This is a genomic window from Pantoea sp. Fr+CA_20, assembly GCF_024520835.1.
Lineage (GTDB): Bacteria > Pseudomonadota > Gammaproteobacteria > Enterobacterales > Enterobacteriaceae > Pantoea > Pantoea allii.
The window spans coordinates 166,129-189,669 of record NZ_JALNPN010000003.1; the positions used below are offsets into that span (position 1 = coordinate 166,129).

Genomic DNA, 23,541 nt, shown 5'->3' on the forward strand with positions numbered 1-23,541 from the left:
CAGACGTTGCGGTAATGTGGTCAATGTTTTCAACGCATTCCAGCAGGAATGCGTCCCTTCTTTTAACTCATAAATACACAGGATAAGCATGCTCGATCCAAATCTGCTGCGTAATGAGCCAGACGCAGTCGCAGAAAAACTGGCACGCCGGGGATTCAAACTGGATGTGGAAATGCTGCGTTCGCTCGAAGAGCGTCGCAAAGTCTTGCAGGTAGAAACCGAAAACCTGCAGGCCGAGCGTAACTCCCGATCCAAATCCATCGGTCAGGCCAAAGCACGTGGGGAAGACATCGAGCCACTGCGTCAGGAAGTGAACAGCCTGGGCGAACGCCTGGATGCTGCCAAAGCAGAACTGGATGAACTGCAAAATCAGATCCGCGACTTTAGCCTGGCGCTGCCGAATATTCCTGCGGATGAAGTGCCGCTGGGCAAAGACGACAGCGAGAATCAGGAAGTCAGCCGCTGGGGTGAGCCACGCCAGTTAGATTTTCAGGTAAAAGATCATGTTGAGCTGGGCGAAGCCGCGAAAGGGCTGGATTTTGCCGCGGCAGTAAAGCTTACCGGTTCACGCTTCGTCGTGATGCAGGGACAGATTGCCCGCCTGCACCGTGCGCTTAGCCAGTTTATGATCGATCTGCACACCGAGCAGCATGGCTACCTGGAAACCTATGTGCCTTATCTGGTTAACCACGCGACGTTGTACGGAACAGGACAGCTACCTAAGTTTGGTGAAGATCTGTTTCATACCCGACCACTGGAAGAAGAATCAGAAAGCAGCCACTATGCGCTGATTCCTACCGCAGAAGTGCCATTGACCAACCTTGTACGCGATGAAATCGTCGAGGAAGAGAACCTGCCGCTGAAGCTGACGGCTCATACGCCGTGTTTCCGCTCTGAAGCGGGCTCCTATGGCCGTGATACCCGCGGACTTATCCGTATGCACCAGTTCGATAAAGTCGAGATGGTACAGATCGTCGCGCCAGAAACCTCAATGGATGCCCTGGAAGAGTTGGTCGGTCATGCCGAAAAAGTCTTACAGCTGCTGAATCTGCCCTACCGTAAAGTGCTGCTGTGTACGGGCGATATGGGCTTTGGCTCCACTAAAACCTACGATTTAGAAGTGTGGTTACCGGCGCAGAATACGTACCGTGAAATCTCTTCCTGCTCAAATATGGGGGATTTCCAGGCCCGCCGTATGCAGGCCCGCACCCGTAATAAGCAGGATAAAAAGCCGCGTCTGGTCCATACATTAAATGGTTCCGGTCTGGCTGTGGGCCGCACCCTGGTGGCGGTGCTGGAAAACTACCAGCAGCAAGACGGCCGCATTGCCGTGCCAGAGGTACTGCGCCCTTATATGAAGGGCCTGGAATTTATTGGTTAATCGCCCGTTATCCTCTGAAAAACCCAGCGCCCGCTGGGTTTTTTTTTGGTCCAAATGGCGGAACGATGTCTACGAACCGCATAAGCATTTATCACAAATAAACGTTATCGATGTATCGCGCTGCCGGAAGCGTAAAAATCTACATTATCATAGAGATAGCTTTATTTTTATCGGCGTAAAATATCCCGCTAACTTACTGAAGATAAATAAATTAAATTGTCGGGCAGCAAAATGTGCTGAGGCCTGTTTCTCCCCGTTGACTTTAAAAAACGCAATGGCAAACTGCGCGCAATTTCCTTCATTTCTTTTGGTTTTTAATCCCTATGTCGACCTGGTCACGTCCTGTGATATTGCTGCTTTGCGGCCTGTTATTAATGACAGTTTCTATTGCTGTGCTGAATACGTTGGTTCCACTCTGGCTGACGCATGATTCTCTCGCTACCTGGCAGGTGGGCGTAGTGAGTTCGTCATATTATACCGGCAATCTGCTCGGGACCTTAACGGCGGGCTGGTTGATCAAACATTATGGATTTAACCGTAGCTATTATCTGGCTACCGGTCTGTTTGCCGGGGCCACGCTGTGCATGATGATGATGTCGGGATTCTGGTCATGGACGCTGTTACGCTTTACGGCGGGCATCGGTTGCGCGTTAGTCTGGGTCGTGGTTGAAAGCGCTTTATTATGTAGCGGCACGGTACGCAACCGTGGACAACTGCTAGCTGCTTATATGATCGTCTATTACCTGGGAACGGTTGCCGGCCAACTGCTGGTGAGCAAGCTTTCGACTGCGTTGTTAAGTGTGATCCCCTGGGTAACTGCGACGGTGATTTGTGCCATTTTACCGCTCATCTTCACTCAGGTTGCCACCCACAGCGACCCAGCTGAAGCGCTGCCGGGTGGACGCATTTTACCTATGCTGCGTCGCCGCAGTTCTCGCCTTGGCATCAACGGTTGCATCATCTCAGGTATTGTTTTGGGTTCGCTGTATGGTTTGATGCCGCTGTATCTTTCCCACCAGGGCATGAGTGACGCGAACGTTGGCTACTGGATGGCGCTACTGGTCAGTGCAGGCATTGTCGGGCAGTGGCCGATTGGTCGTCTGGCCGATCGCTTTGGCCGCATGATGGTGCTGCGTGTGCAGGTATTTGTGGTGATCCTGGGCGCTATTGCGATGCTGACCAATGCCGCGATGGCACCCGCATTGTTTGTACTGGGGCTGGCCGGTTTTACGCTTTATCCCGTGGCGATGTCGTGGGCCTGTGAAACCGTTGCACACCACGAACTGGTGGCTATGAATCAGGCGTTGTTGCTGAGCTATACGCTGGGCAGCCTGGCTGGTCCAAGCATGACCGCGATGCTGATGCAGAGTTATTCTGACCGCGTGTTGTTCGTTATGATTGCGGCAGTGGCGCTGGTTTACCTGGTTATGCTGTTGCGTAAAGCCGATCATCATGCCACGCCCGTGGCGCATGCCTGACCGACTTCTCAGAGGGCTGCCCTGTGCTTCGTTGGCACATCGCAGCCCGAGGGTTGGGTGATTCGTTTCTGTGAGTGGGGTGAATTGAGCGGGGTGACTATTCCCGGCATCGTCATCAATACATCACTTCATGCCCGTAGCTGGCGAGAATGTTTTTTACCCGCTCCATTGTCTCTTTACTGGGCGGCTTCACCCCATCAAGTTTGTACTCTTCACCCATCGCAATCCATTTGTGTTTACCCAGTTCGTGATAAGGCAGCAGCTCTATCTTCTCAACGTTTTCCATATCCTGAGTAAAAACGCCTAAGCGATGGACTGTGTCATCATCGTCAGAATAGCCGGGCACCACGACGAAACGGATCCACGTACGTTTCCCTTTTTTCTGTAAATAGCGGGCGAAATCAAGCGTGCGATGATTGGACACGCCGACCAGGATCTGGTGAACCTCGTCATTCATCTGTTTGAGGTCCAGCATGACCAAATCCGTCGCGTCCAGTAATTCATCAATAACCGGATCGTAGCGGCGAACAAAGCCATTGGTATCAAGGCAGGTATGAATGCCTTCTGCTTTACAGGCGCGAAACCAGTCGCGCACAAACTCGGCCTGCAGAATCGCTTCGCCACCCGATGCGGTAACCCCGCCACCTGATGCATTCATAAAGTGACGATAGGACAGAACATCCGCCATCAGCGCCTCAACGGTGATGTCTTTACCGCCGTGCGTGTCCCAGGTATCACGATTATGACAGTAAAGGCAGCGCATCAGGCAGCCCTGGAAAAAGGTGATAAACCGAATACCGGGACCGTCTACGGTACCGCATGATTCAAATGAGTGGATGCGACCAATGGCTGACATTGCGATGTATTCTCCAGGTAAGCCTGCGGAGCAGGTGGCACACTCTCTGGCGTGCTCTGAACAGGAAATCGATTCTGGTTGTTATCCGTGTCTCAGACAACCACCAAAGCAGACTTTGAATAAGAGGCTCCATGAAGGAGCCTCAGATAAGCGTAGTGGCTAACGTACTTACAGGGACTGTGTAAAGGTACGGGTAATCACGTCCTGCTGTTGCTCTTTAGTGAGCGAGTTAAAGCGCACGGCGTAACCGGAGACGCGAATGGTCAACTGAGGATATTTTTCAGGGTTATCCATCGCATCCATTAACATTTCCCGATTCATGACGTTCACATTAAGATGCTGACCGCCTTCAATGCTGGTCTCATGATGGAAGTAACCGTCCATCAATCCTGCCAGATTGGTTTTACGCACGTTGTCATCTTTACCTAACGCGTTTGGAACGATAGAGAAGGTATAGGAAATACCATCTTTTGCGTAAGCAAACGGCAGTTTAGCGACCGAGGTCAGGGATGCCACCGCACCTTTCTGATCGCGACCGTGCATCGGGTTAGCGCCTGGGCCAAAAGGCGCGCCTGCACGGCGACCGTCTGGCGTATTACCGGTTTTCTTACCGTAAACCACGTTAGAGGTAATGGTCAGCACTGACTGGGTCGGTACTGCGTGACGGTAGGTTTCGAGTTGCTGAATTTTTTTCATAAAACGTTCAACAAGGTCGCAAGCCAGGTCGTCAACGCGTGGGTCGTTGTTACCGAACTGTGGATATTCACCTTCAATATCAAAATCAATGGCCAAACCGTCTTCGTCGCGTACCGGTTTCACCTTCGCGTATTTGATTGCAGACAGTGAGTCCGCAGCGACAGACAGGCCGGCAATACCACATGCCATGGTGCGATAAACATCACGGTCATGCAGTGCCATCAGCGACGCTTCATAGCTGTATTTATCATGCATGAAGTGGATAATGTTCAATGCAGTGACATACTGTTTTGCCAGCCAGTCCATGAAGTGATCCAGACGTGCCATCACGATGTCGAAATCAAGCACATCGTCGGTGATTTTGGCCTCTTTTGGACCCACCTGCATTTTCAGTTTTTCATCCACGCCGCCGTTGATTGCGTAGAGCAAGGTTTTCGCCAGGTTCGCGCGGGCACCAAAGAACTGCATTTGCTTGCCGACAATCATCGGGCTGACGCAGCAGGCAATCGCATAGTCATCGTTGTCAAAGTCAGGGCGCATTAAGTCGTCATTTTCATACTGCAGTGACGAGGTATCGATAGATACTTTCGCCGCATACTTTTTGAAGTTAACCGGCAGGTTTTCAGACCACAAAATGGTCATATTAGGTTCGGGTGACGGCCCCATGGTGTACAGCGTGTTCAGGAAGCGGAAGGTGGTTTTGCTCACCAGCGTACGACCATCAACACCCATACCGGCCAGCGATTCAGTAGCCCAAATAGGGTCACCAGAGAACAGTTCATCATACTCAGGCGTGCGCAGGAAGCGCACCATACGCAGTTTCATCACCAGATGGTCAATCAGTTCCTGAGCCTGCTCTTCATTCAGTTTGCCTGCTTTAAGATCGCGCTCGATGAACACATCCAGGAAGGTTGAAACACGACCAAACGACATGGCCGCGCCATTTTGTGATTTTACTGCGGCCAGATAGCCGTAATAGGTCCACTGAACCGCTTCCACGGCATTAGTGGCTGGACCAGAGATATCGTGACCATATTTGGCTGCCATCTCTTTAATCTGTCCCAGCGCACGATGCTGATCAGCAATTTCTTCACGCAGACGAATAGTGGCTTCCAGGTTTACGCCATTTTCCAGATCGCTCTGCAGGGAAGTAAACTGAGCAAACTTATCGGCCATCAGATAGTCAATGCCGTATAATGCGATGCGACGGTAATCACCGATGATGCGCCCACGGCCGTAGGCATCTGGCAGGCCGGTTAATACACCCGATTTACGGCAGCGTAAAATGTCTGGGGTATAAACATCAAACACACCCTGATTATGGGTTTTACGATATTCAGTGAAGGTTTTTTTCAGTGCGGCATCAAGTTCACGACCGTAAACTTTGCATGAGCCCTCGACCATCTTGATACCGCCAAAGGGAATAATGGCGCGTTTTAATGGGGCTTCAGTTTGCAGGCCAACAATTTTTTCCAGCGATTTATTGATGTAACCGGCATCGTGGGACGTAATGGTAGAAGCAAGATCGGTATCAAAATCTACGGGGGCGTGAGTGCGGTTTTCAACTTTAATGCCTTCCAGCACGCTTTCCCAGAGTTTGGTTGTGGCTTCGGTGGCACCTGCCAGAAAAGATTCATCGCCTTCATACGGCGTATAGTTTTTCTGGATGAAGTCGCGTACGTTGACGCTGTTCTGCCATTCGCCTTCAGTAAAACCTTGCCAGGCTGAGGCGAGTTTTGCGTTAAGTTCGGTCATATTATACCTGCCTTATTTAAGGAGACTTTTGCTCTCGGGTATATCGGGTTGTGATGCACCGTCGAGACAGGATTAGTGCGTTTCGTGCCCACCGCGTAAGTAAATTACCCAGTAGGTCAATCCAACTAACAGGCCGCCGCCGATGATGTTGCCGAGCGTGACCGGAATCAGATTGTCGAAAATAAAGTTTTTTACAGAGAGGGCCGGGAACTGTGCTGCGGTCGTGCCAGCGGCATGCCAGAATTCAGGGCCAGAAAAATCACGAATAATGATGGCGAAAGGAATCAGAAACATATTTGCGATACTGTGTTCAAAACCACAGGCAACAAACATCGCCACCGGCAAAATCATAATCAGGCTTTTATCTGTTAAGGTGCGCCCTGAATAGCTCATCCAGACCGCCAGACAGACCATCAAATTTGCCAGGATGCCCAGACAAACGGCTTCGATAAACGTGTGATGCATTTTATGGTCGGCCGTTTGCAACACGTTTAAACCCCATGCGCCGTTGGCCACCATATGCTCACCGGAAAACCACATCAGTGTCACAAAAAACAGTGCACCGGCCAGGTTACCTAAATAAACGTTAATCCAGTTACGTGCCAGTTGCCCCCAGGTGATACGGCCACTCGCTTTAGCGACCACAATCAGCACGGTAGAGGTGAACAGATCGGCACCGCAGACCACGACAAGGATTAAGCCCAGTGAAAAACAGATACCGCCGATGAGTTTTGCCATACCGTAGGCCATTTCACCGCTGCCGGTGGTGGCCGTAATGTAAAACACAAAAGCGATAGAGATGAACATGCCCGCAGTAAACGCGAGAAAGGTCGTTGTCAGGGGATGCTTGGTTGCTTTATAAACGCCAGCGTCTTCAGCAACTTTCGCCATCGCGGCGGGTAATAACAGGTTAAAAGGATTGTCAGCTTTCACACTAACTCACTCCAAAAGTTGTCTGAAAAAATAATAACAAAGGCAACAGAGGTAGAAGTTGATTTAGATCATGTTCGGCCGGGCAATGGCGGAAAAATTCTGACAAAAAAGAATGGTTTTTTGAATAAGTTATTGAAAATAAATAATTAAATTTATTTTAAATAATGCAGGTTTTGTTTAATTGACGAGGTGCTGCAGCTGTCGACGTCACTGTGCTGTTAACAAAATATCTCTATTGTGTTGTTTTTATTCTGGATAATAAAAACGATGATCTATTAATAACTGAAATGCTTAATGGGTAAAAAAGAAAGGCACTAATGAGTATTAGTGCCTTTGCGTTTATCGCAAACTTAATCTGACAGAATGCCGCAAATAATTATGCGTTTTCCCAGTAGCGACGTTTAGCACGCTGCAGTTTCTCATAAGCCGCCAGTAGCGCCTGGTGGGCAGGGAAAGCGGTGAGATCGCTGTCCACCGGCTGGAGCCCGTTGAAGGCCGCTTCACCACTGATCGCCGCAGAGGCTGCTTCTACAGCCTCACTACCATACATGCGTACAAAGGCAGCATGATATTCCAGTGGATTACGCTCATCTTCCATGGCCAGAAGCAGCAAGGTTTGCAGGCAACGATAGTAATTTGCACGTGCTGGGCTGAAAACGGAGCCGTTAAACTCCATGGTCCATTCTGTCCAGATTAACGCCTGATCCAGGTCACCACCGGCCAGCGCCAGCATCGCTTTAAGCTCGCCGATGCGTAAGGTGTACCAGCCGTTATCTTTACCCGTTGCCAGACCCAGCAGCTCGCGGACGCGGGTGAAGTCATCAAAACCTTCTTCGTCCAGCTGAGAAATCAGATCGAGGTACTCTTCCGGGTTCCAGTTGCTTCCAGGCAGGGCAAGCAGCGTTTCACGTATGCCCGCGCCCATGCTGTTGTTAGCCAGTAGCAGGTCTTCAGCCGGATAAATATCTGACATGCCAGGCACGATAATGCGGCATGCATAAACACCTAAGTGCTCGTAGTCCGCGATATAGACTTCCTGACCTTCGGCCGCGAAAATCGCCATCAGCGTGCTGAATTCTTGCTCGGTAGTGCCATCAAATTTCCAGTCCACAAACGGATAATCAGCCGTCTCTTTGAACATATCCCAGGAAATCAGGCCGCTTGAATCAATAAAGTGTGTTTCCAGGTTAGCGTGTTCAGCCACTTCTTCATCATCAAAGGTAGGCGGCGTAAAGACGTCCAAATCCTTGAGGCTACGGCCCTGAAGCAGCTCAGTGACGGTACGCTCCAGCGCCACGCCAAAGTCCGGATGCGCGCCGAAAGAGGCAAAACAGGTACCGTTAGCAGGATTAAACAGCACGACGCAAATAACCGGGTACTTACCGCCTAATGACGCATCATAAGCAAAGATTGGGAAGCCTTCCGCCTCCAGGCGAGCAATGGCTTCCACCACGGCAGGATAGCGTGCCATCACCGACTCAGGAATGGTGGGAAGGCTGACAGACTCCGCAATAATACGGTTCTTAATGTAACGCTCAAAGACTTCAGATAATCCCTGAACCCGTGCCTCATTGGCCGTATTACCGGCTGACATGCCGTTCGATACGTACAGGTTGCCAATGATGTTCATCGGAATATAAACGGTTTGCTGATCGGACTGGCGCGTGAAAGGCAGGGCGCAAATACCGCGCTCGTGGTTACCCGACTGAAGATCGATCAAATCTGACGCAGCCACTTCATTTTCAGGATCGTAAAAGGCGCGCAGACGCGCATCCAGAATGCCTTCTGGCAGGCTGTCATCTTCAGGCAGGGGGAACCACTTTTCATTGGGGTAATGGACAAAATCGCCTTGAGCGATGCTGTTACCCAACCAGAAATCGGCAAAGAAGTAGTTGGTGGACAGACGTTCAAAATACTCACCCAGCGCCGAAGCCAGAGCGGCTTTCTTGCTGGCACCCTTGCCGTTGGTAAAGCAGAGTGGGCAGTCGCGGTCGCGGATATGCACAGACCAGACGTGTGGAACGGGATTAAGCCAGGAGGCTTCTTCTATATTAAAGCCCAGATCCTGCAGTTTGGTCTGGAAACGCGTAATGGAGTCTTCCAGGGCGGCATCTTTGCCCGGGATAAAAGTTTGCGTCATGGTGCCGCTCTCTCTGTAAAATAGGGTGCGTAAAGCGCGCAATGATACGTTTTTTGCTGCCTGTTCGCTATCAAGGCGCAGCAATTTTACCGGACGTTTTCTCATACCCTGGTTTATCTGCCAATGCCGAGACTGAACGAAAGGAACTCGCCTCACAATATTTCGTGTTGGATTGCATTGGTAATATAACCTTCGGTGCGATGTGCTGGAAAAATGTGACCGGTGTTAGATTTATGATTGCAGCCACCAGAATGCAGTGATAAAACCGAATCGTTATTCATAACCGTTTTATATGACAGTGGTGAGGGAAATGACGCAAATTTATAATTTTAGCTCTGGGCCAGCGATGCTGCCGAGCGAAGTGCTCCGCCGTGCAGAACAAGAACTGACAAACTGGCACGGCCTGGGGACTTCCGTAATGGAGATCAGTCACCGCAGTAAAGAATTTATTCAGGTGGCTGAGGAAGCAGAGGCGGACTTTCGCGATCTGCTAAAAATACCCTCTAATTACAAAGTTTTATTCTGCCATGGCGGCGCACGCGCGCAGTTTGCTGCGGTACCGGGTAACCTGCTGGGTAGTGCCACCAGTGCAGATTATGCCGACGGCGGCTACTGGGCGCACAGCGCTATTAAAGAAGCGGCTAAATATTGCTCGCCACGTACCCTGGATGTCAAAACCACCCTTGAGGGTAAGCGTGCCATTCTGCCGATGCGTGAGTGGGATGTCAGTGACACGGCCGCTTATTTGCACTTCTGTCCTAATGAAACCATCGACGGCGTTGCCATTGATGAAGAACCTGATTTTGGCAACAAAGTCGTCGTTGCCGATCTCTCCTCCACGATTTTATCCCGTACTCTCGATATCAACCGCTATGGCGTGATTTACGCGGGTGCGCAGAAAAATATTGGCCCGGCGGGGATTACCCTGGTCATTGTCCGGGACGATCTGTTAGGTAAAGCCGATAAGAGCGTGCCTTCTATCCTGGATTACAGCGTTCTGGCAGAAAATGATTCGATGTTCAATACACCGCCCACCTTCGCCTGGTACCTGAGTGGACTGGTGTTTAAGTGGCTGAAGCAGAAAGGTGGCGTGGCCGAAATTGAGAAAATTAATCAGGCAAAAGCGGGCTTGCTTTACGATCTGATCGACAAGAGTGATTTCTATCGTAACGATGTCGCGCTGCAAAACCGCTCGCGAATGAATATTCCTTTCCAGTTGGCGGATGCGTCACTCGACAGCCTGTTCCTGGACGAGTCATTAAAAGCCGGTTTGCACGCGTTAAAAGGCCACCGCGTTGTCGGCGGCATGCGGGCATCCATTTACAATGCTATGCCGCTGGAAGGCGTTAAAGCGCTGACAGACTTCATGGTTGATTTCGAACGTCGCCACGGCTGATTATTCCCCAGTCAGCGGGACTGCTGACACCCGACTCCGCCATCCGGCGGAGTTGTCGTTTTTTTGAGGATTGAGTTTCACATGCAAGATTCCCTGACCCTTCAGCCCATTGCTCGCGTTAATGGCACGGTTAATTTGCCCGGTTCCAAGAGTGTTTCAAACCGTGCGTTGCTGCTGGCCGCATTAGCGAAGGGTAAAACCCGACTCACTAACCTGCTGGACAGTGATGATGTTAAGCACATGCTTAATGCGCTCAAGGCTCTGGACGTGGATTTCACCCTTTCCCACGATCGTACCGTTTGCGAAGTGACAGGAAAGGGCGGCCCTCTTTTGGCTGCACAACCGGTTGAGCTTTTCCTGGGCAATGCTGGCACGGCCATGCGCCCGCTGGCAGCGGCGCTCTGCCTTGGGGCGCAGGATGTGGTGCTCACGGGCGAGCCGCGAATGAAAGAGCGGCCGATTGGGCATCTGGTCGATGCGTTACGTCAGGGGGGCGCCCAGATTGATTACCTTGAGAATACAGATTATCCGCCTGTTCGCCTGCGTGGTGGCTTTGTTGGCGGTGAAGTCACCGTAGACGGCAGCGTATCCAGTCAGTTTTTGACCGCGTTACTGATGATGGCCCCTTTAGCTGAAGAGAACACGCGAATCAGCATTAAAGGCGATCTGGTCTCTAAGCCTTATATCGATATTACGCTGCACCTGATGCGCTGCTTTGGCGTTGAGGTTGAAAATCAAAACTACCAGCACTTCCTGATTAAAGGAAAACAGCAGTATCAGTCACCGGGAGATTATCTGGTGGAAGGCGATGCATCTTCTGCCTCCTATTTTCTTGCGGCGGCAGCGATTAAAGGTGGCACTGTGCGCGTGACCGGTATTGGTCGTAACAGCGTACAGGGCGATATTCGCTTTGCTGATGTTCTGGAAAAAATGGGCGCATCCGTCGAGTGGGGTGATGATTACATCGCCTGTACAGCGGGCAAACTGCAGGCTGTCGATATGGATATGAATCACATTCCTGATGCGGCTATGACGATCGCGACTGCTGCACTGTTTGCTCAGGGCACCACCCAACTGCGTAACATCTATAACTGGCGGGTTAAAGAAACCGATCGCCTGACGGCTATGGCAACAGAATTGCGTAAAGTCGGGGCTGAAGTCGAAGAAGGGCACGATTATATCCGTATTACGCCCCCGGCTCACCTGACGCATGCCGCGATCGGAACCTATAACGATCACCGTATGGCAATGTGTTTCTCGCTGGTGGCGTTATCAGAGACGCCCGTTACCATTCTGGATCCTGGCTGTACTGCAAAAACCTTCCCTGATTATTTCGAGCAACTGGCAAAAATCAGCCAGAACGCCTGATCTCCTCGCCCGGTGAGTATTTCGCCGGGCCTGTTTCTCATTCCCATTCAGCAGGCCAGAAAAGTCCTTTTTCTGGCGAAATTTCGCATCACCTTCCCTCTAAAGGGTAACGAAGCGTCGCAGGGCAGCGTATAATGCCCGACATTTGTGACGGCCAACTGGCCAAAATGCGCGCAGCAACAGGAGGGAATGATGACAGCAACTGCCACGGTCATAACTATTGATGGGCCAAGTGGCGCGGGAAAGGGCACCCTGTGCAAAGCGATGGCGGAAGCCTTGCAGTGGCATTTACTGGATTCCGGCGCGATCTATCGTGTTTTGGCCTTAGCCGCATTACATCATCAGGTCGATATTGAGTCTGAAGAGGGACTGGTTCCCATTGCTGCTCACCTGGATGTGCGCTTTATCTCTCAGAACGGCGAGATGCAGGTCATTCTGGAAGGTGAAGAAGTCACCAGCGAAATTCGGACCCAGGAAGTCAGCAATACCGCCTCGCGCGTTGCCGCTTTTCCCCGCGTCCGTGAGGCACTATTGCGCCGCCAGCGTGCTTTTCGCGAAGGCCCCGGCTTAATTGCCGATGGCCGTGATATGGGCACCGTTGTTTTCCCCGACGCCCCCGTCAAGATTTTCCTTGATGCCAGCCCGGAAGTGCGTGCAGAGCGACGTATGCTACAGTTGCAGGATAAGGGCTTTAATGTTAACTTTGATCGCCTTTTAGCCGAGATAAAAGAGCGCGATGATCGCGATCGCAACCGCGCTATAGCGCCATTAGTGCCTGCTGAAGACGCATTAGTGTTGGATTCAACACAGATGTCTATCGAGCAAGTTATTGATAAGGCGCTGAATTATGCCCGAAAGACGCTGGGCATCTGATATTTTGGCGTAAACGAATTTATTAACCCTGTGCCATGGACCCGGTGCAGGGCATGTGAAACAACCCCATCCGACATGAAGTCAGATGGACGTTAAATTGAAGAATCCTAAGATTATCAATATGACTGAATCTTTTGCTCAACTATTTGAAGAATCCCTGAAAGAAATCGAAACCCGCCCGGGTTCCATCGTTCGTGGCGTCGTTGTCTCTATCGACAAAGACGTTGTTCTGGTTGATGCGGGCCTGAAATCTGAATCTGCAATTCCTGCAGAGCAGTTCAAAAACGCAGCCGGCGAACTGGAAATCCAGGTTGGTGACGAAGTTGACGTTGCTCTGGACGCAGTGGAAGACGGCTTCGGTGAAACTCTGCTGTCCCGTGAGAAAGCTAAGCGTCATGAAGCTTGGATCACGCTGGAAAAAGCCTACGAAGAAGCTGAAACTGTTACCGGTATTATCAACGGCAAAGTCAAAGGTGGCTTCACAGTTGAGCTGAACGGTATCCGTGCGTTCCTGCCAGGTTCACTGGTTGATGTGCGTCCAGTGCGTGACACGCTGCACCTGGAAGGCAAAGAGCTTGAATTCAAAGTGATCAAGCTTGATCAGAAACGCAACAACGTCGTGGTTTCACGTCGTGCGGTTATCGAATCTGAGAACAGCGCAGAGCGCGATCAGCTGCTGGAAAACCTGCAGGAAGGCATGGAAGTTAAAGGTATCGTTAAGAACCTTACTGACTACGGTGCATTCGTTGATCTGGGCGGCGTTGATGGCCTGCTGCACATCACTGATATGGCCTGGAAGCGCGTTAAGCATCCAAGCGAAATCGTGAATGTTGGCGATGAAATCAACGTTAAAGTGCTGAAATTCGACCGCGAGCGTACCCGTGTATCACTGGGTCTGAAGCAGCTGGGCGAAGATCCATGGGTGGCTATCGCTAAGCGCTATCCAGAAGGCACTAAGCTGACTGGTCGTGTAACCAACCTGACTGATTACGGCTGCTTCGTGGAAATCGAAGAAGGCGTTGAAGGTCTGGTACACGTTTCAGAAATGGACTGGACCAACAAAAACATCCATCCGTCTAAAGTTGTAAACGTAGGCGATGTGGTTGAAGTTATGGTTCTGGACATCGATGAAGAGCGTCGTCGTATCTCCCTGGGTCTGAAGCAGTGCAAATCTAACCCATGGCAGCAGTTCGCCGAGACCCACAACAAAGGCGATCGCGTTGAAGGTAAAATCAAGTCAATCACTGACTTCGGTATCTTCATCGGCCTGGACGGCGGCATCGACGGTCTGGTTCACCTGTCTGACATCTCCTGGAACGCGACTGGCGAAGAAGCCGTTCGTGAGTACAAAAAAGGCGACGAAATCGCTGCCGTTGTACTGCAGGTTGATGCAGAGCGCGAGCGTATCTCTCTGGGCGTGAAACAGCTGGCAGAAGATCCGTTCAACAACTACATCACTTTGAACAAGAAAGGTGCCATCGTCACCGGTAAAGTGACTGCAGTTGATGCTAAAGGTGCTACAGTTGAATTAGCAGACGGCGTTGAGGGTTACCTGCGCGCTTCTGAAGCTTCACTGGACCGCATCGAAGACGCTACGCTGGTTCTGAACGTAGGCGACGACGTTGAAGCTAAATTCACCGGCGTTGACCGTAAAAACCGCGTTGTTAGCCTGTCTGTTCGTGCGAAAGACCAGGCTGACGAGAAAGAAGCCATCAACACTGTTAACACCAAACAGGAAGAAGGCAACTTCTCTAGCGCTATGGCTGAAGCGTTCAAAGCGGCTAAAGGCGAGTAATCGACCTTGCACCGGGCGGATTTATTCGCCCGGTTTCGGTAAAAGCTGTCATACATTCCTGTAGGGATTAACCGGAGGTTACATGACCAAGTCAGAACTGATTGAAAGGCTGGCGGGACAGCACACTCATATACCGGCGAAAGTCGTTGAGGATGCAGTCAAAGAGATGCTTGAGCACATGGCCACTACGCTGGCACAGGGCGAACGCATTGAAATCCGGGGATTCGGCAGCTTTTCGTTGCATTATCGCGCTCCGCGCACTGGCCGTAACCCGAAAACGGGTGACAAAGTGGATCTGGAAGGTAAATACGTTCCCCACTTCAAGCCAGGTAAAGAGCTGCGTGATCGTGCCAACATTTACGGCTAAGCCGATACCGAACCGCCTAAACGACATCTCCGGATGTCGTTTTTTTTTGCCTGATTTTGACACTGAACCTCTCTTCCAGAAAAAAGCCGCACGACTGCAACCGCCGATATTCACTTCGACGCTTCCCTTATTTTGCCCATAGCGTGCTTTATCAAGAATAGCCCTGCGGCATACTCGCGCTACGACAAGAGCGAGATGCATTATGTTGACATGGATTGCACTGGCAAGAATCGCTGCGGTGAGCAGTTTACCTTTACTGCTATTACCCCGGCTTCCGCCGCCGTTAATAACGGTGCTGTTGCTCCTGAGTGGCGGTTGCCTGATGCGGTTGCCTCACCGCTACGTGCGTATGACAGGCGTGACGCTGCTGCTCTCTGCATGGTCGCTTTTCAATGCACAATCTCTGGTAAACGACACCGAAAAGATGATTGCCCGGCCAGCGATGTTCGATGTGCAAATTGAGGATGTACATCAGACCCATTCCCGCATCAGAGTCAGACTGCTCAAAGAGGGCAACCAGAGGTTTTTCCCACCTCGCTTTGCCTGGCTCTCGTTGCCGGGTGACAGCAGTGAATATTGCCCGGGTCAGCGCTGGAAAATGATGCTCAGGCTGAGGGCGGTGCATGCCCGGCTCAACGAAGGCGATTTTGATGCACAGCGTTTCGCCATGGCGAACCATGCACCTGTACAAGGACGCATTATTTCGCAGGTCATCACGCATCCATCCTGCAGCTGGCGCTGGCGTTTTATACATTATCATCGCCAGCAAAACGGTTTGTTGCCTGCCTCCGCCACGCTTGAAGCACTGGCGTTTGGTATCCGGGACAACCTGAGTGAAGCTACCCGGCAATTATTGCGTGACACGGGCACCGCACATTTGATGGCTATTTCAGGCATGCACATCGCGCTGGCAGCAGGGATGGGATGGTTACTGGCACGGGGTAGCCAGATTCTGTTTCCGGCCCGCCGTATTGGTTATCGGTATCCCGTGGTCATTAGCTGGATTTTTGCCGCGCTGTATACCTGGCTCTCGGGGGCTCATGCACCTGCGCAGCGGGCATTGCTGGCGCTGACTCTCTGGGCCGTAACACGATTCATTGGCGTGCAGTTAAGTGGCTGGCAGGTCTGGACGCTGTGCGTAGGCTCACTGCTGGCTATCGATCCGCTGACGGTGCTCTCGGACAGCTTCTGGCTCTCGGTGCTGGCCGTTGGCATGTTGTTGACCTGGTATCACTGGTTTCCACTGGTGGCGCGCTTTCGCCACGCACGCCGCTGGTTGCCGATACAGCTCCTCCACCTACAGTTGGGGATGATGATTTTGATGCTGCCGCTACAGGCGAGCTTATTTAATGGCATCAGTATGACGGCGTTAATCGCGAATCTGCTGGCCATCCCGGTGGTGTCATTCATCACGGTGCCGTTGATACTGCTTGCGATGCTGCTGCCGGTAGCGGAATTATCCATGTGGCTTTGGCTGGCGGCAGATGTGTCGCTTCGTCTTCTGTTAACCGGCCTGGCTCTGTTGCCGCCAGGCTGGTGGCCGCTACAAGGGGCGACTTTTTATATGCTCATCGTCTGGGGCGGTCTGCTTGTCTGGCGCACTGGCGTACTATTCAGCCTGCCGTGGAGCTGCAGTGCTGTCGCACTGGCCCTGATGTTCTCCCGCCACGATAAACCGGACAGGGAATGGCGCATTGATATGCTGGATGTCGGGCATGGTTTGAGCGTGGTCATCAGTCAGGGCCGTGAGGCTGTCTTGTACGATACGGGGCCGCGCTGGCAAAACAGTGATGCGGGAACACGGGTTATTATTCCCTGGATGCAACGCAAAGGTCTTAAATTGCAGCAGGTCATACTGAGCCACAAACACCTCGATCATATCGGTGGGTTATCTGCCATTCTGCAACACTGGCCCACAATGAAGGTCCGTAGCGGTTTAGCGGGCCACCAGCATTTACCCTGCGTTCGCGGTGCCGCATGGCGCTGGAAACAGCTAAATTTTACGGTGCTCTGGCCGCTCACCGCGCCGAACGCGGGCGAAAATAACGACTCCTGCGTGGTGAGGGTGGATGATGGAAAAGTCCGGCTGTTATTGACCGGCGATCTTGAAAGCCCGGCTGAAAAGCAACTGGTCAGGCTGGAAAAGCAGCAGCTTAAGGCTGATATCCTGCAGGTTCCTCACCATGGCAGCCGTACCTCGTCGTCTCGCTTACTGCTGCGCAGCGTCGCCGGTAGCACCGCGATGGCGTCGCTGGCACGCTATAATGCATGGCGCATGCCGGCGAAACCTGTTTTGCGGCATTACCATGAATATGGCTATAACTGGCTCGATACGGGGCAATCTGGACAGATAAGCATCAGGGTTAATAAGGGAAAAATACAGGTTTTTACCCTCCGAGAGCAATTAATGCCCCGTTGGTATCATCAGTGGTTTGGCGTCAAACGCGAATCCAGGTAGAATGACCGGCTATTTCCAACAACGTGAATAAATAATGCATCAAGATAAAGATCTCTCAACGTGGCAGACATTCCGTCGACTCTGGCCGATGATCGCACCCAACAAAGCTGGCTTAATTGTGGCGGCTACGGCCCTGATTATTAATGCCGCAGGCGATACGTTAATGCTCTCCCTGTTGAAGCCTTTGCTGGATGACGGCTTTGGTAAAGCGGACAGGTCCGTAATGCTGTGGATGCCGTTGGCAGTCATTGGCTTGATGCTGATTCGTGGCGTGAGCAGCTATATCTCCAGCTACTGCATTTCATGGGTGTCGGGCAATGTAGTCATGAATATGCGTCGCCGCCTCTTCAGTCATATGATGGGCATGCCGGTAGCCTTCTTCGATCAACAGTCCACGGGCACGCTACTCTCGCGCATCACCTATGATTCTGAGCAGGTTGCCTCGTCGTCGTCAGGTGCGCTGGTGACGGTGGTACGTGAGGGTGCATCGATTATTGGCCTGTTTATCATGATGTTTTATTACAGCTGGCAGCTGTCACTGATCCTGATTGTGCTGGCCCCCATCGTTTCATTTGCCATTCGCATGGTGTCAAAACGTTTCCGTAACATCAGCAAATCGATGCAAAACACCATGGGGCAGGTGACGACCAGCGCTGAGCAAATGCTGAAAGGGCATAAAGAAGTGCTGATTTTCGGTGGTCAGGAAATTGAATCTGAGCGCTTTGCTAAGGTCAGCAACCGTATGCGCCAGCAGGGCATGAAGCTGGTTTCAGCGTCTTCGATCTCCGATCCTGTCATTCAGCTGATCGCCTCTCTGGCCCTGGCCTTCGTCCTCTATGCGGCAAGTTTCCCAAGCGTAATGGATACGTTGACCGCTGGTACCATAACGGTTGTGTTCTCCTCGATGATTGCCCTGATGCGCCCACTGAAGTCGCTGACTAACGTCAATGCTCAGTTCCAGCGCGGCATGGCAGCCTGCCAGACGCTGTTCTCAATCCTGGACAGCGAACAGGAAATTGACACCGGTAAGCGTGAAATTACCCGCGCCAAAGGCGATGTCGAGTTCCGTAATGTGACATTTACCTATCCCGGTCGTGAAACCCCAGCATTGAAAGACATTAATCTGATGCTGCCAGCAGGAAAAACGGTGGCATTGGTTGGTCGCTCAGGCTCGGGTAAATCCACCATTGCAAGCCTGCTGACGCGTTTTTATGATATTCAGCAGGGCGACATTTTGCTGGATGGTCACGACCTGCGCGAGTACACCTTATCCTCATTACGTAATCAGGTGGCACTGGTGTCGCAAAATGTGCACCTGTTCAATGATACCGTCGCCAATAACATCGCCTACGCGCGAAGCGAGCAGTACAGCCGCGAGGAAATTGAAAAGGCGGCGACCATGGCCCATGCCATGGATTTTATCAATAAAATGGATAAAGGCCTGGATACCGTGATCGGTGAGAACGGCGTGCTGTTGTCTGGCGGTCAGCGCCAGCGTATCGCTATTGCTCGCGCGCTGCTGCGCGACTGCCCAATCCTGATTCTTGATGAGGCGACCTCTGCGCTGGATACGGAATCTGAGCGTGCCATCCAGTCAGCGCTGGACGAGTTGCAGAAAAACCGTACCTCCCTGGTCATTGCACACCGCCTGTCTACTATCGAAAAAGCGGATGAAATTGTGGTGGTGGAAGAGGGCAAAATCATTGAGCGCGGCACGCATGCAGCGTTGCTGGCGGAAAAAGGCGCTTATGCACAACTTCATAAAATGCAATTTGGCCAATGATTGAGCGCATCTGGAGTGGCCGATCGCCCCTGTGGTTACTGCTATGGCCACTCAGTGTGCTGTACGGTGCTATCACGGCATTGATTCGCTTCAGTTTTCAACGCGGCTGGCGTAAAAGCTGGCGCGCGCCGCTGCCTGTGGTCGTGGTGGGTAATTTGACTGCTGGTGGGAACGGTAAAACGCCAGTGGTGATTTGGTTGGTCGAAGCCCTGCAACAGCGCGGATTACGGGTAGGTGTGATTTCACGCGGCTATGGCGGCAAAGCAGACAGTTATCCGTTGCGGGTTACGGCCGACACTGCGACCGAACAGGCAGGGGATGAACCTGTTCTGATCGCTCAGCGCACGTCTGCGCCAGTGGCCGTCGCCCCTCGTCGTCGTGATGCCATTGAGGCGCTCCTGGAACATCACTCACTGGATTTGATTGTCACCGACGATGGCCTGCAGCATTACGCATTGCAGCGCGATCGGGAAATCGTGGTGGTGGATGGGGTGCGCCGTTTTGGTAATGGCTGGTGGCTACCCGCGGGTCCGATGCGTGAACGTGCTTCGCGCCTGAATACGGTGGATGCCATTATCGTCAACGGCGGCGAACCGCAGCAGGGTGAAATTGCCATGCAACTGCGCCCGGGCATGGCGACCCACCTTCTTAGCGGTGAGCAACGTCCACTCAGCGCGTTTCAAGACGTTGTTGCGATGGCGGGAATCGGTCATCCACCTCGCTTTTTTAACACCTTAAAACAGCAGGGTTTAACGCCCGTGGCGGAAATCGCCTTCGCCGATCACCATGCCTATAGCGAAGACGAACTTTCACGTCTGCTGCTGCCGGAGCAGACGCTGCTGATGACCGAAAAAGATGCAGTAAAGTGTCGCGCATTCGCGCAACCTGCCTGGTGGTATTTACCGGTAGATGCTCATCTGCAAGCTGAAGCGGCAACGGCACTGTTAGACGATTTAGAACGCCTTTGCGGCACGTATTCACACCGGGCATCGCACTAAAATCCCCTTCAGATAAGGAAGAGAATGAGCACACATTCACTTTCGCTACAGCAGGCCCGCAATATTCAACTCGCGGCACAGGGCCTGCTTCGTCCCGCTGCCCGCCGGGCACGCCGTGAGGACATTCCAGACTGTATTACCCAGATGTCTTTGCTGCAAATCGACACCATCAATGTGGTTGCCCGAAGCCCTTATCTGGTGCTGTTTAGTCGTTTAGGCGACTATCCGTCCTCCTGGCTGGATGAGGCTCTTGCTCAGGGCGAGATATTTGAGTACTGGGCCCATGAAGCCTGCTTTATTCCGCGCAACGATTACAAACTACTGCGACATCGCATGCTGTCGCCTGAACGTCTGGGTTGGAAATACAGTGCGCAGTGGGCTGCCGAATATCAGCAGGAGATCGCCGAGTTACTGACGTATATCCGCGATAACGGACCGGTAAGATCGGCCGATTTTGCCAGCGGAAAAAATCATAAACCCGGATGGTGGGCCTGGAAACCGCACAAGCGGCATCTTGAAAACCTGTTTAGTGCCGGTGAGTTGATGGTGTCGGAACGGCGAAATTTTCAGCGTGTTTACGATTTACGCGCCCGGGTGATGCCTGACTGGCAGGATGCGATCCATGCCATCAGCGAGGACGAAGCAACCCGATTAATGCTTATAAACAGCGCACGCAGCCTGGGGATTTTTCGCCGCGAGTGGCTGGCGGATTATTACCGGCTGAAACGCGCACCCGTCAACGTGTTTATGCAATGGGCGCAGGAGGCCGGAGAAATTATTCCGGTCGAGGTTAATGGTATGGGAGAAATGTGGCTGCATCAGAGTGCGCTGCCCGGATTAGCGACGCCGTTGAAAGCGACACATACCACGCTGTTATCCCCGTTCGATCCCTTGGTTTGGGATCGGAAACGGGCGCTGGAACTCTTTGGTTTTGACTACCGTATTGAATGCTATACGCCAGCCGCTAAGCGTAAATATGGCTACTTTGTCTTACCCTTACTGCATCGCGGCCAAATTAAAGCCCGGCTTGATGCACGGATGCTCCGCGCGTCGCGCCAGCTTGAAATCAAAAATATCTGGCTGGAACAAAACGTCCCGGTCACTGCGTCATTTTTGCAGGATGCCCAACGCGCAATAACCCGCTTTGCGCGCTGGCAGGGCGCAGAGACGGTCGCGATTCAGCAGGCACCCTCAGCGTTACTGGCGCACTGGCCAACGTTGTGGCAACTGGATAATCCGTGATGCCGCACCCGGTGCGGTTTACCCGCTCTTGTCAGCGCTGTGATATGCTTTAGCGCTTACGCTCTCGGTCCGTGATGGAGGAAATATGGATCACCGTTTACTCGAAATCGTTGCCTGCCCGGTTTGCAATGGCAAGCTGTACTACAACAACGAACAGCAAGAACTGATCTGCAAGCCGGATGCGCTGGCTTTCCCTGTGCGCGATGGCATTCCGGTTCTCCTGGAAAATGAAGCCCGTACCTTATCGGTTGAAGAGATCCATCCATGAGTTTTATTGCCATCATTCCTGCTCGTTATGCCTCAACCCGTTTACCCGGTAAACCCTTGGTCGATATTCATGGCAAGCCGATGGTGGTACATGTGATGGAGCGTGCACGAGAATCCGGTGCCAGCCGGGTGATCGTGGCGACCGACCACCCTGATGTAGCCAGCGCTGTCGAAGCGGCAGGGGGCGAAGTCTGCATGACGCGCGCCGACCATCATTCAGGCACGGAACGTCTTGCCGAGGTGATTGAGAAGTATCAGTTTGCAGACGATCAAATTATCGTCAATGTTCAGGGCGATGAGCCCATGATCCCGGCGGAAATCGTGCATCAGGTAGCGACCAACCTGGCGCATTCTGAAGCAGGTATGGCGACGCTGGCCGTGCCGATTACCGATGCGGAAGAAGCATTTAATCCCAATGCCGTTAAAGTCGTTATGGATGCAAAAGGCTACGCGCTGTATTTCTCACGCGCGACCATTCCCTGGGACCGTGAGCGCTATGCTGAATCGCGCGATCGGATCGGCGATACGCTGTTACGTCACATTGGCATTTACGCCTACCGCGCAGGGTTTATTCGTCGTTACGTAGGCTGGGCACCTTGTCCACTTGAGCAGATCGAACTTCTCGAGCAACTCCGCGTGCTGTGGTATGGCGAAAAGATTCATGTCGCGGTAGCAAAAACGGTACCGGGCGTTGGCGTCGATACGCCAGAGGATCTGATCCGCGTTCGTGCTGCCATGCACGGCTGAGTCGAGCCGTCGCGCTTTACCCCTCGCGGCGCTTGCCTGAGGATGCACCCGTCCAGATATGGCCCCAAACAGAAAACCATGGTTGAGTGATACGCGCGTTATTGGGCGTATCACTCAGCATGTTTACGGGCCAGTGTCCTCAGCAGAGGTTTTAAAGCGCTGTAACAGGCTGCCCAGCGTTTCATAGATAGCGCGCTCGCTGTGGCCCATCCACAGCGGAGAAGGGAAAGCACGCTCCCACCAGTTTAACGGGGAGGTAATCGCCAGTTGGTTAGCCGGCGCGGGCGTCGGGTCGAGTCCTGCCTGCTGGAAAAAACGCATGGCACGCGGCATATGATTCGCTGATGTAACCAACAGGAAGGGTTGATGACCGATCAGGGCGCTGACCGCCTGGGCTTCCTGCGCAGTATCTTTGGGCTGATCCAATGTATGGATATGTGATGAAGGTACGCCAAGGCTTTCGGCGACCTGTGCGGCTACCCACGCATTACTTTTGGGGTTATGCCCTGCAGCGGCACCGGTAAATATCATTGTTGCCTGCGGGTTACGCCGCCACTGACGCACGCCTTCTGTTACCCGGGGCAAACTGTTATTCAACAAGTTTGAACTGGGTGCCCATGCAGAGTTATAGGTATAACCTCCGCCCAGTACCACGATGTAATCCACTTTCTGGCTGCCATTCCAGGTCGGATAGTGCGACTCCACCGGCAGCAGCAGGCGGTCTGCAACGGGTTGTAGGCTAATCAGCAATAACACCAGCCAGCTGGTTGAGATGATTATTTTGCCGCTTTTCTGCCAGCGACTGAACCAAAGCAGTAAAATGCCCACTGCCATAAGTAAAAGCAGAAAAGGCAGGGGAAGTAATACGTTACCCACTGCCTTTTTCAGCATAAAAAACATTTAAAAAACCTCTTGTTGTCCGAAAAAACAGCAGCCAGAGCACAAGAATGGGATGAAAGCTTCATTCTTACTGTACCTGTGACAAAATAGCATATGTTTCACCGCAGC

The 23,541-nt window shown here is 52.3% G+C and carries 18 protein-coding genes; 13 read left to right on the top strand and 5 right to left on the bottom strand.

What is annotated here, in order from left to right:
* The first annotated feature begins 88 nt into the window (after positions 1-88).
* A complete protein-coding gene (serS, locus tag NR177_RS05635) occupies positions 89-1,381 on the top strand; it encodes a serine--tRNA ligase (protein WP_256852444.1) in 1,293 nt (430 codons plus the stop codon).
* 323 nt (positions 1,382-1,704) lie between these two features.
* Positions 1,705-2,859 (top strand): MFS transporter, encoded by a 1,155-nt coding sequence (locus NR177_RS05640; RefSeq protein WP_256852445.1) that lies wholly within the window; start codon positions 1,705-1,707, stop codon positions 2,857-2,859.
* Positions 2,860-2,974: 115 nt separating this feature from the next.
* Here the strand turns inward: NR177_RS05640 and pflA are convergent, their stop codons facing one another.
* From pflA to ycaO, 4 genes are all read right to left on the bottom strand, one after another.
* Positions 2,975-3,715, bottom strand: a complete 741-nt coding sequence (pflA, locus tag NR177_RS05645) for a pyruvate formate lyase 1-activating protein (protein ID WP_256852446.1) — start codon at positions 3,713-3,715, stop codon at positions 2,975-2,977.
* Positions 3,716-3,883: 168 nt separating this feature from the next.
* Positions 3,884-6,166 carry a formate C-acetyltransferase gene (gene pflB / locus NR177_RS05650; protein ID WP_109717233.1) on the bottom strand — a complete coding sequence of 761 codons (2,283 nt, stop codon included), beginning with the start codon at positions 6,164-6,166 and terminating at the stop codon, positions 3,884-3,886.
* A gap of 72 nt (positions 6,167-6,238) precedes the next feature.
* Positions 6,239-7,099, bottom strand: a complete 861-nt coding sequence (focA, locus tag NR177_RS05655) for a formate transporter FocA (protein ID WP_145395089.1) — start codon at positions 7,097-7,099, stop codon at positions 6,239-6,241.
* 376 nt (positions 7,100-7,475) lie between these two features.
* The gene (ycaO, locus tag NR177_RS05660; RefSeq protein WP_096012526.1) at positions 7,476-9,239 is read right to left on the bottom strand and encodes a 30S ribosomal protein S12 methylthiotransferase accessory factor YcaO; all 1,764 of its coding nucleotides are present in this window, start codon (positions 9,237-9,239) and stop codon (positions 7,476-7,478) included.
* Positions 9,240-9,549: 310 nt separating this feature from the next.
* On the opposite strand from ycaO, the gene serC reads away from it, so the two are divergent.
* The 11 genes from serC to kdsB all read left to right on the top strand — a co-directional run bounded on the left by serC (position 9,550) and on the right by kdsB (position 22,533).
* Positions 9,550-10,635, top strand: coding sequence for a 3-phosphoserine/phosphohydroxythreonine transaminase (serC, locus tag NR177_RS05665; protein ID WP_256852447.1), 1,086 nt, complete (start codon positions 9,550-9,552; stop codon positions 10,633-10,635).
* An 81-nt stretch (positions 10,636-10,716) separates the two neighbouring features.
* Entirely contained in the window at positions 10,717-12,003 is a 1,287-nt protein-coding gene (gene aroA, locus NR177_RS05670) for a 3-phosphoshikimate 1-carboxyvinyltransferase (protein ID WP_256852448.1), read from the top strand.
* Positions 12,004-12,195: 192 nt separating this feature from the next.
* Positions 12,196-12,876 carry a (d)CMP kinase gene (cmk, locus tag NR177_RS05675; RefSeq protein ID WP_256852526.1) on the top strand — a complete coding sequence of 227 codons (681 nt, stop codon included), beginning with the start codon at positions 12,196-12,198 and terminating at the stop codon, positions 12,874-12,876.
* Positions 12,877-12,997: 121 nt separating this feature from the next.
* Positions 12,998-14,671, top strand: coding sequence for a 30S ribosomal protein S1 (gene rpsA / locus NR177_RS05680; protein WP_026021040.1), 1,674 nt, complete (start codon positions 12,998-13,000; stop codon positions 14,669-14,671).
* Between the two features lie 82 nt (positions 14,672-14,753).
* On the top strand, positions 14,754-15,038 hold the full coding sequence (gene ihfB / locus NR177_RS05685; RefSeq protein ID WP_003849360.1) for an integration host factor subunit beta: 285 nt from the start codon (positions 14,754-14,756) through the stop codon (positions 15,036-15,038).
* Between the two features lie 202 nt (positions 15,039-15,240).
* Positions 15,241-17,496, top strand: coding sequence for a DNA internalization-related competence protein ComEC/Rec2 (locus tag NR177_RS05690; protein ID WP_256852449.1), 2,256 nt, complete (start codon positions 15,241-15,243; stop codon positions 17,494-17,496).
* Between the two features lie 34 nt (positions 17,497-17,530).
* Positions 17,531-19,279: a lipid A ABC transporter ATP-binding protein/permease MsbA gene (gene msbA / locus NR177_RS05695; protein ID WP_109717238.1), complete on the top strand. Its 1,749-nt coding sequence runs from the start codon at positions 17,531-17,533 to the stop codon at positions 19,277-19,279.
* Positions 19,276-20,277, top strand: coding sequence for a tetraacyldisaccharide 4'-kinase (gene lpxK, locus NR177_RS05700; RefSeq protein WP_256852450.1), 1,002 nt, complete (start codon positions 19,276-19,278; stop codon positions 20,275-20,277). The genes msbA and lpxK overlap by 4 nt, the downstream gene beginning before the upstream one ends.
* Before the next feature lie 24 nt (positions 20,278-20,301).
* Positions 20,302-21,519, top strand: coding sequence for a winged helix-turn-helix domain-containing protein (locus NR177_RS05705; protein ID WP_096012229.1), 1,218 nt, complete (start codon positions 20,302-20,304; stop codon positions 21,517-21,519).
* 85 nt (positions 21,520-21,604) lie between these two features.
* Entirely contained in the window at positions 21,605-21,787 is a 183-nt protein-coding gene (locus tag NR177_RS05710; protein WP_013025246.1) for a Trm112 family protein, read from the top strand.
* Positions 21,784-22,533 (top strand): 3-deoxy-manno-octulosonate cytidylyltransferase, encoded by a 750-nt coding sequence (gene kdsB / locus NR177_RS05715; RefSeq protein WP_063878952.1) that lies wholly within the window; start codon positions 21,784-21,786, stop codon positions 22,531-22,533. Before NR177_RS05710 ends, kdsB begins: the two co-directional genes overlap by 4 nt.
* Before the next feature lie 123 nt (positions 22,534-22,656).
* Here the strand turns inward: kdsB and elyC are convergent, their stop codons facing one another.
* On the bottom strand, positions 22,657-23,433 hold the full coding sequence (gene elyC, locus NR177_RS05720; protein WP_096012231.1) for an envelope biogenesis factor ElyC: 777 nt from the start codon (positions 23,431-23,433) through the stop codon (positions 22,657-22,659).
* Positions 23,434-23,541 lie beyond the last annotated feature (108 nt).

Excerpts from the sequence above, each read along its gene's own strand:
- serS (WP_256852444.1), top strand. The coding sequence starts at position 89 with ATGCTCGATCCAAATCTGCTGCGTAATGAGCCAGACGCAGTCGCAGAA.
- NR177_RS05640 (WP_256852445.1), top strand. The coding sequence starts at position 1,705 with ATGTCGACCTGGTCACGTCCTGTGATATTGCTGCTTTGCGGCCTGTTA.
- pflA (WP_256852446.1), bottom strand. The coding sequence starts at position 3,715 with ATGTCAGCCATTGGTCGCATCCACTCATTTGAATCATGCGGTACCGTA.
- pflB (WP_109717233.1), bottom strand. The coding sequence starts at position 6,166 with ATGACCGAACTTAACGCAAAACTCGCCTCAGCCTGGCAAGGTTTTACT.
- ycaO (WP_096012526.1), bottom strand. The coding sequence starts at position 9,239 with ATGACGCAAACTTTTATCCCGGGCAAAGATGCCGCCCTGGAAGACTCC.
- serC (WP_256852447.1), top strand. The coding sequence starts at position 9,550 with ATGACGCAAATTTATAATTTTAGCTCTGGGCCAGCGATGCTGCCGAGC.
- aroA (WP_256852448.1), top strand. The coding sequence starts at position 10,717 with ATGCAAGATTCCCTGACCCTTCAGCCCATTGCTCGCGTTAATGGCACG.
- cmk (WP_256852526.1), top strand. The coding sequence starts at position 12,196 with ATGACAGCAACTGCCACGGTCATAACTATTGATGGGCCAAGTGGCGCG.
- rpsA (WP_026021040.1), top strand. The coding sequence starts at position 12,998 with ATGACTGAATCTTTTGCTCAACTATTTGAAGAATCCCTGAAAGAAATC.
- ihfB (WP_003849360.1), top strand. The coding sequence starts at position 14,754 with ATGACCAAGTCAGAACTGATTGAAAGGCTGGCGGGACAGCACACTCAT.
- NR177_RS05690 (WP_256852449.1), top strand. The coding sequence starts at position 15,241 with ATGTTGACATGGATTGCACTGGCAAGAATCGCTGCGGTGAGCAGTTTA.
- msbA (WP_109717238.1), top strand. The coding sequence starts at position 17,531 with ATGCATCAAGATAAAGATCTCTCAACGTGGCAGACATTCCGTCGACTC.
- lpxK (WP_256852450.1), top strand. The coding sequence starts at position 19,276 with ATGATTGAGCGCATCTGGAGTGGCCGATCGCCCCTGTGGTTACTGCTA.
- NR177_RS05705 (WP_096012229.1), top strand. The coding sequence starts at position 20,302 with ATGAGCACACATTCACTTTCGCTACAGCAGGCCCGCAATATTCAACTC.
- NR177_RS05710 (WP_013025246.1), top strand. The coding sequence starts at position 21,605 with ATGGATCACCGTTTACTCGAAATCGTTGCCTGCCCGGTTTGCAATGGC.
- kdsB (WP_063878952.1), top strand. The coding sequence starts at position 21,784 with ATGAGTTTTATTGCCATCATTCCTGCTCGTTATGCCTCAACCCGTTTA.
- elyC (WP_096012231.1), bottom strand. The coding sequence starts at position 23,433 with ATGTTTTTTATGCTGAAAAAGGCAGTGGGTAACGTATTACTTCCCCTG.